12 protein-coding genes are annotated in these 14,156 nt (G+C 37.1%); 11 read left to right on the top strand and 1 reads right to left on the bottom strand.

Annotated features, from left to right (window positions below):
* Window positions 1–57 precede the first annotated feature (57 nt).
* From CEF19_RS12315 to CEF19_RS12365, 11 genes are all read left to right on the top strand, one after another.
* Window positions 58–987 (top strand): carbohydrate ABC transporter permease, encoded by a 930-nt coding sequence (locus CEF19_RS12315; protein ID WP_100406324.1) that lies wholly within the window; start codon window positions 58–60, stop codon window positions 985–987.
* Window positions 988–1,824, top strand: coding sequence for a carbohydrate ABC transporter permease (locus CEF19_RS12320; RefSeq protein ID WP_406565388.1), 837 nt, complete (start codon window positions 988–990; stop codon window positions 1,822–1,824).
* A 21-nt stretch (window positions 1,825–1,845) separates the two neighbouring features.
* Window positions 1,846–3,333 (top strand): alpha-N-arabinofuranosidase, encoded by a 1,488-nt coding sequence (locus CEF19_RS12325; protein WP_100406326.1) that lies wholly within the window; start codon window positions 1,846–1,848, stop codon window positions 3,331–3,333.
* 13 nt (window positions 3,334–3,346) lie between these two features.
* On the top strand, window positions 3,347–3,619 hold the full coding sequence (locus tag CEF19_RS12330; protein WP_100406327.1) for a hypothetical protein: 273 nt from the start codon (window positions 3,347–3,349) through the stop codon (window positions 3,617–3,619).
* 11 nt (window positions 3,620–3,630) lie between these two features.
* Window positions 3,631–4,275 (top strand): YesL family protein, encoded by a 645-nt coding sequence (locus CEF19_RS12335; protein WP_157800956.1) that lies wholly within the window; start codon window positions 3,631–3,633, stop codon window positions 4,273–4,275.
* Between the two features lie 51 nt (window positions 4,276–4,326).
* Window positions 4,327–5,829: an arabinosylfuranosidase ArfA gene (gene arfA / locus CEF19_RS12340; RefSeq protein WP_100406329.1), complete on the top strand. Its 1,503-nt coding sequence runs from the start codon at window positions 4,327–4,329 to the stop codon at window positions 5,827–5,829.
* Window positions 5,830–5,987: 158 nt separating this feature from the next.
* Entirely contained in the window at window positions 5,988–7,178 is a 1,191-nt protein-coding gene (locus CEF19_RS12345) for a M14 family metallopeptidase (protein ID WP_100406330.1), read from the top strand.
* A gap of 156 nt (window positions 7,179–7,334) precedes the next feature.
* A complete protein-coding gene (locus CEF19_RS12350) occupies window positions 7,335–9,062 on the top strand; it encodes an ABC transporter ATP-binding protein (protein WP_100406331.1) in 1,728 nt (575 codons plus the stop codon).
* Window positions 9,055–10,863, top strand: coding sequence for an ABC transporter ATP-binding protein (locus CEF19_RS12355; protein WP_100406332.1), 1,809 nt, complete (start codon window positions 9,055–9,057; stop codon window positions 10,861–10,863). The genes CEF19_RS12350 and CEF19_RS12355 overlap by 8 nt, the downstream gene beginning before the upstream one ends.
* Before the next feature lie 74 nt (window positions 10,864–10,937).
* Entirely contained in the window at window positions 10,938–12,203 is a 1,266-nt protein-coding gene (locus CEF19_RS12360) for an ATP-binding protein (RefSeq protein ID WP_100406333.1), read from the top strand.
* Entirely contained in the window at window positions 12,200–12,904 is a 705-nt protein-coding gene (locus CEF19_RS12365) for a pseudouridine synthase (RefSeq protein WP_100406334.1), read from the top strand. Before CEF19_RS12360 ends, CEF19_RS12365 begins: the two co-directional genes overlap by 4 nt.
* Window positions 12,905–12,978: 74 nt before the next feature.
* Here CEF19_RS12365 and CEF19_RS12370 read toward each other — a convergent pair whose 3' ends face one another.
* Complete coding sequence (locus CEF19_RS12370; protein ID WP_100406335.1) at window positions 12,979–13,872, bottom strand: EamA family transporter; 894 nt, start codon at window positions 13,870–13,872, stop codon at window positions 12,979–12,981.
* Window positions 13,873–14,156 lie beyond the last annotated feature (284 nt).

Here is a 14,156-nt window from a genome sequence, read left to right on the forward strand (position 1 = left end):
GTACCTTATGACCATTCAATATGGGGATTAATTTGAAATAGAAAGGAGTAAATCACTATGGAACCAGTTGTTACTACTAAAAAAAATAGTGTACCTAAGCGTCCAATAAGAGATTTACTTACGTCGAGGAAAATAGCACCGTACGTCTTTGTTTCACCGTTCATTATCTCATTCTTATTACTTTTTTTATATCCTTTAATTAACGGTGTTGTTATGAGTTTTCAAAGTATTTTACCTGGTCAAATTTCATTTGTGGGTCTGAGCAATTATGAAAGGATTTTAAATCCAACCTTCTATAAAGCTCTATATAATACAACGGTCTACGTTATATTGACAACGGTAATTCTCACAATATTACCCATGGTTTTAGCTACTGTATTAAATTCAAAGTTGATACGTTTTTCAAATATTTTCAGAGCTGGATTATTCATACCAGCATTGACTTCAACGATTGTCGCCGGTGTAGTATTTCGATTAATGTTTGGGGAGTCAGATGCAGCACTTGCAAATACAGTTATTGGTTTCTTTGGAATTGACCCGGTTGAGTGGCGTTATGGTGCAGGTACAGGTATGTTTTTAATGGTTTTATTATGTTCATGGAGATGGATGGGTGTAAACATTATTTACTTCATGGCGGGTCTAGCCAATATTTCAAAGGAATTATATGAGGCAGCAGATATCGATGGCGCAGGTATTTTTCAAAAGTTCTTCCATATAACTCTACCGTTATTAAAGCCCATAACGATTTACGTCGTAACAATCACTATTATTAATGGTTTCCGAATGTATGAAGAGGCTTATGTTTTCTGGCAAGATGGTTCACCTGGTAATATTGGATTAACAATAGTAGGGTATATTTATCAACAGGGTTTCCAAATGAATGATATGGGATTTGGCTCTGCAATTGGTGTTGTGTTGATGGCTATTATCTTTATCATTAGCATCATTCAACTAAAATTTTTCGGGGCTTTGAAGAAGGAGGGATAAATAATGAAACAAGGAAAATTACTATCAGTGTTCTTGACTGCAATTATTGCTATTATAGCACTTCTCGCTATTTTCCCGTTATTTTCTCTCATTATTTCTTCTCTGAGACCTTCATCTGAATTAATGAGAAACGGGATAACGCTATCAGTACCTTTTAGCCAACTAAATATTGACAATTATTTGTATATCTTTACCCAAGCCAGCAATTATTGGGGATGGTATGTAAATAGTATTATTATCTCGATACTATCAATTGTTCTATGCTTGTTTTTTTCTTCAATGGTTGGATATGCTTTAGCTGTTTATGAATTTAAGGGAAGACAGTTTATCTTTATCCTAGTATTGTTGATTTTAATGGTTCCTTTTGAGATTTTAATGCTTCCACTGTATCGTTTGATGATTGGAATTGGCTTAATTGACACGTATCTAGCTGTTATTCTACCAACAATTGTTGCCCCGGTTGCTGTTTTCTTTTTCCGTCAGTATGCTGCAGGATTACCAAAGGAGTTAATGGAGTCAGCGCGTATTGATGGATGTACAGAGTATGGGATATTCTTTAAAATCATGTCTCCATTAATGCTTCCATCTTTTGCAGCAATGGCAATTTTACAAGGTTTATCAAGCTGGAACAACTTCTTATGGCCATTGGTTGTCCTTCGTTCAAATAATATGTTTACGTTGCCAATTGGATTAGCTACATTGCTTACTCCATATGGTAATAACTATGACGTTTTGATTGCAGGGGCAGTTATGACTGTTCTACCTGTTATTATATTGTTCTTGTTTTTCCAACGTTTCTTTATTTCTGGCTTAACTGTTGGTGGGGTCAAAGGTTAAAATATTAAATGAGGTGAGAATTTGAAGCATCAAGCAATATTAAATTCTGATATAGAAAAAGGAACGATTAACAAAAACATTTATGGTCATTTTGCAGAGCATTTAGGAAGATGTATTTACGAAGGGATTTGGGTAGGAGAAGATTCTCCCATTCCAAACACAAAAGGAATTCGTAATGACGTTGTTGAAGCACTAAAGAACATTAATATCCCAGTTCTACGTTGGCCTGGTGGTTGCTTTGCCGATGAATACCATTGGAAAGATGGTATAGGTCCAAGAGAAGATAGAAAAAGAATGGTAAACACTCATTGGGGCGGGGTTGTCGAGAACAATCATTTTGGAACACATGAATTTATGCAATTATGTGAATTACTAGCGTGCGAACCTTATATTTGTGGAAATGTTGGTAGTGGAACCGTTCAGGAAATGTCAGAGTGGGTTGAATATATGACATTTAAAGGTGAATCACCAATGGCCAATTTACGCCGTGAAAACGGTAGAGAGGAAGCTTGGCCATTAACATACTTTGGAGTAGGTAATGAAAACTGGGGTTGTGGGGGGAACATGCGACCAGAGTATTATTCAGACCTCTACCGTCGCTATCAAACGTACGTACGAAATTATGATGGCAATAAAATTTATAAAATTGCTGGTGGAGCGAACGTTGATGATTATAACTGGACTGAGGTTCTAATGAGAGAATCGGCTCGCTTTATGGATGGTCTAAGTCTCCATTATTATACGATTCCAGGTGACTTTTGGTTAGGGAAAGGTGCAGCAACTGGTTTTCCAGAGGACGAATGGTTTATCACAATGAAGAAAGCATTTCATATGGATGAGCTTATTCAAAAGCATAGTACAATCATGGATAAGTATGACCCAGAAAAACGAGTGGGCATGATAATTGATGAATGGGGAACTTGGTTTGATGTGGAACCCGGAACGAACCCAGGCTTCTTATATCAGCAAAATACAATTCGTGATGCATTAGTTGCAGGTATCCATTTTCATATTTTCCATGATCATTGTGTTCGTGTCCAGATGACAAATATCGCTCAAACAGTTAATGTACTTCAGGCAATGCTTTTAACAGAAGGCGAAAAGATGATTCTTACACCAACCTATCACGTATTTGAAATGTTTAAAGTTCATCATGATGCAACGAAGGTAGAAGTAGACGTGCAAGCAGATACGTATGAGTATAACGGAGAAGCATTACCACAAGTAAGTGCATCTGCTTCGAAAAACTCCGAAGGAACCGTACATCTTAGTCTTTGCAATGTTGACCACAAAAGTGAAGCCAGTATTAATGTAAGTCTGCGTGGTCTTAACGTCGATGGGTTAAAGGCTTCTGGACGGATTCTGACGGCAACGAGTTTAGATGCCCATAATACGTTTGAGGAAGAAAATAATGTTAAACCTGAAGATTTCCAGACATTCACTTTAGAAGGAGATATATTAGCAGTTACATTGCCTGCGATGTCCGTTGTTGTTCTTGAATTAAGATAAGGAGGGGAAGTTCTTGGCATTCAATCATCAATGTAAAGGTTGCACAGGCGGGGTGTCAATTTCATCTGATCCGGTTATCTATTATTCGGACCCTTTATTAGAAGATTCATCAGAGTTTGTGAATGAGAATGTCTTAAAAGAGCGACTTGATTTATGCTTAAACTGCACTTCTTTGCAGTATGGAACAACATGTATGCATTCAGGTGCCTTAGTTTCCTTTAGGGCAAAGCTAAAAAACAAGGGCTGTCCATTTCCTGGATCGCCAAAATGGGAAAGTATAGTGTAAGGAGGGAAATCATGCAAACGAATGGACTTATGAGCAAACTGAATTCTATTTTATCCTGGGTAACAAAAATGGCTTATCTAAATGGGTTATGGTTGCTCTTTAGTATCATAGGGTTTGTCGTGATTGGTTTCTTTCCTGCGACTGTAGCCATGATGACAATTTGCCGAAAATGGTTAAATGGTGAGTCTGAATTTAAACTATTCCCAACCTTTTTATCGATTTATAAAGCCGAGCTACTATCTGCAAATTTACTAGGATGGATGTTTTCTAGTATTGGCATTGTTCTTTACTTTAACTATCTTGTATTACAAGCAAGTCCGGACGTTAACATCGTTATGGTTGCTGCATTTTACGTCATTGTCTTTTTATACGTCCTGACTTCAACTCACTTTCTACCAATCTATGTACATTATCACGTATCACTCTTTACTTGTTTGAAAAATGCTTTCATAATGGGCTTAGTGAATGTTCATATTTCAATAGCGATTGTTATTAGTCAATCGGCTTTTTACTACTTAATGTTTACTTACCCAGCAGGGGCATTATTTTTCTTAGGAAGTGTACTATCGATTATTCAAATGTGGTTGGCTTTTCGTTCTTTTAATAGGATTGAAAAAAAATCTGCAACTCTTAGTACTAATAAAATATTGATATAGGAAAATCCAAAGATCTTCGTGTTCGTACACGTATAGAAAGGAAGATAAAATATGACAATTAAAGCTTCTATGACTATTGATAAGGAATTTAAAATTGGTGAAATTGATAAACGTATTTATGGTTCATTTATCGAGCATTTAGGGAGAGCGGTTTACGAAGGAATTTATGAGCCTGGTCATCCTTCTGCTGATGAGCAAGGTTTCCGTACAGATGTAATAGAGTTAGTAAAAGAATTACAGGTACCACTAGTTCGTTACCCAGGTGGCAACTTTGTTTCAGGATACAACTGGGAAGATGGAGTAGGTCCTGTTTCTGAACGACCGAGAAGACTCGATCTCGCTTGGAGAACAACGGAAACAAATGAAATTGGAACAAATGAATTTATGGACTGGGCAAAAAAGGTTAATGCTGAAGTGAACATGGCGGTAAATTTAGGAACACGCGGGATTGATGCGGCTAGAAATCTTGTAGAGTACTGTAACCATAAATCAGGATCATATTGGAGTGATTTACGTATTGCTCATGGCCATAAGGAACCACATAAAATCAAGACCTGGTGTCTAGGGAATGAAATGGATGGTCCTTGGCAAATTGGACATCGTACCGCTGACGAATACGGACGAGTTGCAGTTGAAACTGCGAAGGCAATGAAGTGGGTTGACCCTTCGATTGAGCTCGTTGCTTGCGGAAGCTCAAATCGTCATATGCCAACATTTGCTGAATGGGAAGCAACTGTTTTAGACCATACGTATGAGCATGTTGAGTTTATTTCCTTGCATACGTATTATGGTAATCGTGATAACGACCTAGCTAACTATTTAGCTCAGTCAATGGATATGGATCAATTTATTTATTCAGTAATTTCGATTGCTGATTATATTAAAGCGAAAAAGCGTAGTAAGAAAACAATTAATCTATCATTCGATGAGTGGAATGTATGGTTCCACTCAAATGAAGCAGATAAGCAAATTGAGCCTTGGTCTATCGCACCGCCACAGCTTGAGGATATCTATACCTTTGAGGATGCATTGCTTGTAGGGAGTATGCTTATTTCAATGTTGAAGCGTGCAGACCGAGTTAAAGTTGCTTGCTTGGCTCAATTAGTTAATGTAATCGCGCCGATTATGACGGAAAAAGGCGGCGAAGCGTGGAAGCAATCAATCTTTTACCCTTATATGCATGCTTCTGTATTCGGTCGCGGTGTTGCATTACATGCTAATGTTAATTCACCGAAGTACGATAGTAAAGATTTCACTGATGTTCCATATCTTGATACGGTATCTGTTTATAATGAGGAGAATGAAACTGTGACGATTTTTGCGGTGAACCGTCATCAAACAGATTCGCTTTCACTTGAAGCAGATGTTCGTAGCTTTGATGGATACAAAGTCGTGGAGCATATCGTTCTAGAAAATAACGATGTGAAAGCGACAAATCAACACAATCATTCAAATGTGGTTCCACATAATAATGGAGATGCAAGTGTCGATGCTGGAAAGCTAACAGCTAACTTATCAAAACTTTCATGGAATGTCATTCGTTTAGCGAAATAAAACCCCGGTTTCAAAAATATGATTAAAATTAACTTAGAAGAGAGTATCTTAAAAGGTGAAGAACCTTTAGAGATACTCTCTTCTGCGTAGTGGTACTTTTTCTTTCATGAAACCTCGGGAGAATACATAACCTTTTAATAAGGATAGGAGGGATATGAGTGGAGGTTTCCGTCAGGCAGGGTGATAGTTTATGGTATTATAGTCAACTGTTTCAAATACCCTTTCGTTTAGTATTAGATTCAAATCTAGCTTTAAATCCGAACCAACTAGCAATTGGTACACGTGTACAAATTCCTGGATATGTTCTAACTACTTATTTAATAACTTCAGGAGAAACATTATGGGGTATTTCAACAAAACTGGGTGTCCCCCTTGACCAAATAGTATTAACTAATCAGCAAATTCAACCACAGTTTCTACAAATTGGTCAACGAATCGTGATACCACAAAGGATAATGACTAGCTTTATTGGTGGTCAGATTATTTATGATTCGTCTAGACTTACTCGTGACTTACAGCAGCTCGCAGAAGCCTATCCATTCATTCGGCGGGAAATAATTGGGTACAGTGTTATGGGGAAACCAATTGAAGAGATCCGAATTGGATATGGAACGAAAAGAATTCATTTCAATGGTTCCATTCATGCGAATGAATGGATAACGACGCCAATTCTCATGGAGTTTGTGAATGACTACGTAAGATCAATTACGAATCGGACGGCTATTAGAGGTCTAGAGTTGAATCGCTTCTATCAAGAGGTTCAACTTTCTGTTGTTCCAATGATTAACCCTGATGGGGTTGATGTGGTCATCAATGGTGCACCTTCCGTGGAGCCGTATCGTCGTGATGTTTTAGCAATCAACCAAGGTAGGGAAGACTTTTCTGGATGGAAAGCAAATATTCGTGGTGTGGACTTGAATAACCAATTTCCAGCAAGGTGGGAAGAGGAAGCCCTAAGAAAACCAAGTAGGCCAGCACCTCGTGATTTTCCTGGTTATGAACCTTTATCGGAGCCAGAATCGATTGCAATAGCGGAACTTACGAGAAGACGGGATTTCCAACGAGCTTTAGCCTTCCACACCCAAGGAAAAGTAATTTATTGGGGGTTTGATGGATTAGAGCCGCCAGAAGCCGAAGAAATCGTAAACGAGTTTAGTCGTGTAAGTAATTATTTGCCTATCCAATATGTTGACAGTTACGCAGGGTATAAGGATTGGTTTATTCAAGAGTGGAGACGCCCGGCATACACTGTTGAATTAGGTCGAGGAGTTAATCCATTACCACTCTCTCAGTATCAAGAAATATATCAGGAAGCATTAGGAATCATGTTAGCTGGAATTTATATGTAAATGTGACCATGGTAGGTTCATCCTATCATGGTTATTTTGTTAAAAGAGGAGAACCTTGCAATTTAAACTGTAATAACTAGAGGTAAAGTGTAAAATGATTTATGATAAAGTAAAAAGGCGATAGACGGGTAATTGGATGTACAAATGGAGGATTATATGAAAAAAGTTATTTCTTTTCTAAAGCCATATCGATTCTTAATATGGGTTGCATTAATTCTAATGTTTTTGGAGCTAGTTGTTGAGTTAATTCAGCCTTTGTTATTGGCAAAAATTATAGACGATGGGATTCTTGCACGTGATTTAAATGTGGTCATAAAATGGGGACTATTAATGTTAGGTCTTTCATTTATTGCTTTTATTTCTGGAATTATTAATTCTTTTTATGCAGCAGACGTTAGTCAAAGTACTGGTTATGATATTCGAAGTTCATTATATAAGAAAATACAAACCTTTTCCTTTTCAAGTTTGGAGCGTTTTGCGACCTCATCATTGATTACCAGAATGACAAATGATGTCACACAAATTCAAAACACGATATTTATGGGACTTCGAATTATGCTTCGTGCACCTCTTGTTGTACTAGGAGGGACAGGAATGATTCTTACCGTCAATCTAAAAATCGGAGTGATTTTCTTATTAACAATTCCTTTTATTATGGTATTGCTCATTTGGGTAGTGAAAAAGGGAAGAGGCTTTTTTTCACAAGTTCAAGAAAAATTGGATGGAGTTAACCATATTCTCCGAGAAAATCTAATTGGTATTAGGTTAATAAAGGCGTTTGTTAGAAGAAAGCATGAAGGTGAACGCTTTTCTTTACGAAATAAAGAATTAATGGAACGAACGGTAACTGCTTTAAGGTTAATGGAAATCGCTATGCCCCTTCTTCTTTTATTGATGAATGTCGCTATTATTGCCGTGTTATGGTTTGGAAATATAAGTATTCAAACAGGTGGTGTACAGGTTGGTGAAGTAGTCGCCATTGTCAATTATGCAACAAGAATTACGGCTGCTTTCACTATATTTTCAATGATTATTGTTGTCTTTTCACGGGCAAGAGCATCAGCCGAAAGAATTAGCGAGGTGCTAGAAATGGAGGATCCTATCATATTTAAAGAGCCCTTAGTTAGGCGAACGTTGAAAAGTGGAAAGATTGAATTCAGGAATGTGTCGTTTCGCTACGCAAATAGTGAGGAGTCTGTCCTAGAAAATATATCTTTTAAGGTGGAATCAGGTCAAACGGTCGCCATTCTTGGTGCCACAGGATCGGGAAAGTCTTCGTTATTTCAGTTAATACCAAGGTTATATGATGTAGAACAGGGAGAAATATTAATTGATGATCAGCCTATAAATGAAATAGAAGAGAGTGAACTGCGACCTCATATTGGTTACGTCCCACAAGAAGCTCTCCTTTTTTCAGGTACAATAAAGGAAAACATTGCATGGGGAAAGGATAATTCTAGTACTGAAGAAATTATTAATGCTGTAAAGGATGCCCAAATATATGAAACGATTTCTAGCTTACCTAACGCCTTTGATACGAAGATTGGTCAAAAAGGTATTAATTTATCGGGAGGTCAAAAACAGCGGCTTTCGATTGCGAGGGCATTAATCCGTAAACCTATGATCCTACTGCTTGATGACAGTACTAGTGCATTAGATGTGAAAACAGAAGCTAGATTTATAGATGCCTTGAGTGATTATTCCTGTACGATGTTAATTATTACACAAAAGCTTTCAACAGCTACAAAGGCAGACTATATTTTGTTGTTAGATGAAGGAAAATTAATTGCTAGTGGAGAACATCAATTGCTACTCAATGAATCATCCTTATACCGCAAATTGTATTACTCTCAATTTAGGGAGGAGGTTAAACCTCATGCTTGAGGAACTTTTGAGACCATTCCGTTATGCGCGTATACCGCTGCCAAAAAAGACAAGCTTTAAGAAACATGGAGAAAATAGACAAAGGGCAAAGGATTGGCTAGGTACATTGAAGCGAGTTTGGACCTATTTGGCTGTTTATAAAAAGCCACTGTTCTTTGTATTGTTTATGGTAATTGCCAGCTCGTTTTTAGGATTATTAGGTCCATTTTTAATAGGAATGGCCATAGATGATTTTCTAGTTGAGAGACAAGTAAATGGTTTAATAGAAGTATTAGTAGGATTATTAATAATCTATATTTTATACTCGGCATCATTGTGGTTACAAAATGTGACGATGATAAAAATTGCTCAGAAAACGGTGTACACGATCCGAACAAAATTATTTAAGCACTTGCACAAGCTGCCTATTCCATTTTTTGATAAAAGGCAACATGGAGAGCTAATGAGTCGCGTAACAAATGACATTGAAAATATAAGTGCAACTCTAAATTCATCAGTCATTCAAATCTTATCAAGTGTACTCACTTTTATTGGAATATTAGCCGTTATGCTTTGGCTAAGTCCGCTGTTGACTTTACTTACGTTAATCACTGTTCCACTTATGGTACTTGGCATGAAGTGGATTACGAGAAGAACGGAAGTCTTTTTTAAGGAACAACAAAAGCAGGTCGGTGACGTCAATGGTTTTATTGAAGAAACAATTTCTGGACAAAGAATCGTCAAAACCTTTTCGCGAGAGCAACACGTAATTGATGAATTTCTAATTAAAAATGGACGTCTAAGGAGAGCTAGTTTTTGGGCGCAAACTTATTCAGGCTTTATACCGAAATTAATGAATGTTTTAAATAACCTTAGTTTTACGATAATTGCCGCAATTGGTGGCCTAATGGCGTTTAATGAAATGATTTCTATAGGGGTTATTGTTATATTCGCGGAGTATTCTCGTCAATTCACAAGGCCTTTAAATGATTTGGCTAATCAATTTAATACGCTTTTATCAGCAGTAGCAGGGGCAGAACGAGTCTTCGATATATTAGATGAACCTATTGAAAATGACAAGAAACAAGCGAGGGCTCTCTCTTCGATAAAAGGTAATGTGAGGTTCGACCATGTATCGTTCTCCTATGGAGAGGAGCAAATACTAAGGGATTTGAGTTTTGATGTATCCGCAGGTGAGACAATAGCGCTTGTTGGTCCAACTGGTGCAGGAAAGACAACGGTTATTAATCTTCTATCACGATTTTATGAAATTGATGAAGGACAAATTCTCATTGACGAATATGATATGAAAACATTAAAACGTGAAAACCTTCGTCAGCATATGGCCTTTGTTCTTCAGGATTCTTTTTTATTTGAGGGAACTGTCCGTGAAAATATTCGTTACGGAAGACTTAACGCTACAGACGAAGAAGTCGAAGAGGCGGCAAAGTTTGCTAATGCTCACTCTTTTGTTAGTAAGCTTTCAAAAGGCTATGATACATTATTACTTCAAGATGGCAGTGGAATAAGCCAAGGCCAAAAACAGCTTCTTACAATTGCGAGAGCATTACTTGCTAATCCTGCTATTTTAGTATTAGATGAGGCGACAAGTAGTGTAGATACAGTAACAGAGATTAAGATTCAAGAAGCACTGCTACGCTTAATGAAAGGAAGAACAAGCTTTGTCATTGCTCATCGATTAAATACAATTCGACAGGCAGACCAAATCTTTGTATTAGTAGGCGGAAAGTTAATTGAAAGGGGTACTCATCACGAACTATTGGACTGTAAAGGGTACTATTACGAGATGCAAACGAACTAAATGTAAAACAAAGAAGGGCTTTTAAAAACTATGTCGAATGGATATAATATCAATTTTTTTAGGAGAAAAGCTTTATGGAAAAGCTAGACCTTATGGATGAGACATTCCTTTTAAATATATTAATTGTATTGGCTCCAGTACTAATTTATAGTCTGTTATTTGACGGGAAGTCGATAATTATAAGAACCTTCTTAAATGGAGGAGCTGCACTTCTTTGTATGTTTTACTCGTTTCCTATATTTGGTTTGTATTTTGACTTACGTTATATTCCGTTATACTTAGCTTTCCTTTATGGAAACGCTCGTTCAGGCTGGATGGTATTCATAGTAATAATTATTGCCCGAACGTATCTAAATGGAGATATGCTTTTAATTGGTTACCTAACTGCAGTCATTTCGGCGCTTATTCCATTTCTTATCATGAAAAGGTTTGCCATGATAGCGGATAAATGGAAAAGAGTGCGATTTGCTACGGGTATAGCCGTTTCGGCTGGTATTGGTCAAATAGGAATTATTTTGGGCATTCTAGACGTAAAGGGGAAAATAACCCTGGGAGAAGGAATCATTCCAGTAATGACTTATCAATTTTCTCTCATAATAGCCATGGTATTTGCTATTTTACTTCATGAGACAATTTTGGAAAGAAAGCGCTATCGGCAAGAGATGATACAAGTGGCGAAACTTCAAACGGTAAGTCAATTAGCCGCTTCAATTGCTCATGAGGTGAGAAATCCACTTACTGTCGTCAAAGGTTTTTTGCAATTAATGCAAAAGGAGAAAAATAACCAAGAAAAAGAAAGCATGTATCAATACTTGTCACTTGTGTTAACTGAATTAAATCGTGCAGAATCAATTATTTCTGATTATTTGAATTTCTCTAAGCCTCAGTTGAAAAAGCTTGAAAAGGTAAATTTAAAACACTGTATGGAGGACACGATTGTTTTATTAACACCACTAGCTCTTAAAGAAGGTGTACAATTATCAGGGCATTTAAAATTTCCAATGCTACAAATCGAAACAGATCCTTATCAGTTTCAACAAGCTATAATAAATTTTGTGAAAAATGCAATTGAAGCTACACCTCCAGGAGGGAATGTAACCGTTTGGATAGAACGGGAAGAATATAAAGTTGATATCATTATTTCAGATGACGGCCAAGGAATGACCAAGGAACAGTTAGCAAGGGTAGGGAATTTGTTTTATACCACGAAAGAGAAAGGAACGGGAATTGGTACAATGGTTTCGATTGGGATTATTGAAGCGATAAATGGAAAAGTATCCTATGCAAGTGTAGTAGGAGAAGGAACTTGTGTCCGTATTACACTACCGATATTGTTATGAGTCGAATTCAAAAATATATTAGTGAGTATGGTTGTTTACCAAGAAGAGAAATTGAACGTATGATTGGATCAGGTCGAATTACGATTAATGGAATCATAGCGGAACGAAATAGTGTCGTTTTAGATGGGGATATTGTTCTCATTGATGGTCAGGCATTAAAACGTAAAAAAAGAGATATTTATCTTTTGCTTAACAAACCTGTGGGTATAACGTGTACAGCTCAACCACTGATAAAAGACAATATTATTACATTTTTAGACTATCCTGAACGTGTCTTCCCTGTTGGTAGGCTTGATAAGCAATCCGAGGGCTTAATTATCATGACAAATGATGGTTCAATTGTTAATGAGATGATGCGGGAAGGCAATCATGAGAAAGAGTATATTGTCACAGTTGACCGTGTGTATACTGATCAATTTATTGAAGGAATGGCAAATGGTGTACCAATCTTAAATCAGGTAACAAAAAGGTGCTCGATTGAAAGAATCGATGAGTATCGTTTTCGCATTGTTCTAACACAAGGTTTAAACAGACAAATTCGACGAATGGCAAAATACTTTGGATATAATGTGATCCAGCTTAAGCGCGTTAGAATTATGAATTTGACCCTTAAGGGGATTTCCGTAGGTGACTGGAGGGTGATGACTGCTGAGGAGTTGAAAAAATTGAAACAGCTACTTAAAAACGAAGAATTGGATTGATAATCCGATTCTTCGTTTTTTTTAGAAGACTATTGATTTTTAGATTTTAGCGTCTAAATTCAACGTACTGCCAACTAAGACAAGGATGCGTGGGGCTGTTGCTTTACTTGTCGTTTATTTCCGATAATAATACCAACTAATATGACGATGACTCCAAACCACTGTAGTGGAGCAATATATTCAGCAAGAATGACTGCTGACATGATAATTGCTACCGGAAGCTCTGAGGAAGATAAAATCGTTCCAAGTCCAGATCCAACTCTAGGCATCCCAATAGAAAAGAGAAATGGGGGAAGTGTAACACCAAATAACCCTAAAAATATTCCGAATGGAGCGACACCAACTAAGGTATCCACGTCAACCAGAAAGAAAGGAGGGAAAATAATGAAAACAATAAGTAAACCACCGACGGCTAACCATGAACTCTTTTGGATAGCCGGGACATGTTTTCCCACGGTACCACTTGTATAAATAAAAATAGAAAAAGATAAGGCCGCCATGAGTCCCCAAATGGTTCCTATCCCCGAAAGAGATGAATTCGTTGTTTGGAACACACCAGCCGCAAAGATTGAACCTAAGATGAGGATAAGAATTGATAATATTTTTGTGACGCTTGGTTTCTTACGGTCTATTATATATTCAAGTAATGAACCAAGCCAGACAAACTGAAAGAGAAATATAATTGCAAGAGATGCATCTAAAGTTTGTAAAGATTGATAATATAAAATACCTGTTAAACCCATTGGTATGCCACTTACAATTAGTTTAAAAATTTCTCGATAAGATAGATATTGTTTCTTTACAAAAGGAAGGACCACCCATAGTAGCAATGTTCCACATAGAAACTGACTACCTGAAACTACTGCGAGGGTGAACCCTTGCCCGTAAGCTAATTTAACAAAGGTTGAAAGAACCCCAAAACAACATCCTCCTAAAAAAACCAGGGCAGCATACATCCAATTTTTCATATCATTGCCTCCATTATATATAAAATAAAAAAAGCCACACAGTCTGCTATTAGCAGCTGTGTGGCGAAACTAGAGGAATTGCTCTCTAGGAAAGTCCACGACCTAAAAGGTTTTTGGTTGTTATGTAATTCCGTTGTTGATTTTAACGCGAAAAGTTAAGAGTGTCAAGCCTTTCCCTTTTTGAACAGGCACTAAGAATGCACGCTCGGCCTATGGAATCATTGCAAACTTTGTAAGTAATCTTTTGATTACGCTCTTTTTATATTAAATTAAGTAATTGAACT

This window comes from Bacillus solitudinis (genome assembly GCF_002797395.1).
GTDB lineage: Bacteria > Bacillota > Bacilli > Bacillales > Bacillaceae_D > Halalkalibacter_A > Halalkalibacter_A solitudinis.

What these genes read in the sequence shown, in the direction of transcription:
- arfA (WP_100406329.1), top strand. Translation starts at nt 4,327, where the DNA reads ATGACAATTAAAGCTTCTATGACTATTGATAAGGAATTTAAAATTGGT.
- CEF19_RS12365 (WP_100406334.1), top strand. Translation starts at nt 12,200, where the DNA reads ATGAGTCGAATTCAAAAATATATTAGTGAGTATGGTTGTTTACCAAGA.
- CEF19_RS12360 (WP_100406333.1), top strand. Translation starts at nt 10,938, where the DNA reads ATGGAAAAGCTAGACCTTATGGATGAGACATTCCTTTTAAATATATTA.
- CEF19_RS12335 (WP_157800956.1), top strand. Translation starts at nt 3,631, where the DNA reads ATGCAAACGAATGGACTTATGAGCAAACTGAATTCTATTTTATCCTGG.
- CEF19_RS12350 (WP_100406331.1), top strand. Translation starts at nt 7,335, where the DNA reads ATGAAAAAAGTTATTTCTTTTCTAAAGCCATATCGATTCTTAATATGG.
- CEF19_RS12355 (WP_100406332.1), top strand. Translation starts at nt 9,055, where the DNA reads ATGCTTGAGGAACTTTTGAGACCATTCCGTTATGCGCGTATACCGCTG.
- CEF19_RS12370 (WP_100406335.1), bottom strand. Translation starts at nt 13,872, where the DNA reads ATGAAAAATTGGATGTATGCTGCCCTGGTTTTTTTAGGAGGATGTTGT.
- CEF19_RS12315 (WP_100406324.1), top strand. Translation starts at nt 58, where the DNA reads ATGGAACCAGTTGTTACTACTAAAAAAAATAGTGTACCTAAGCGTCCA.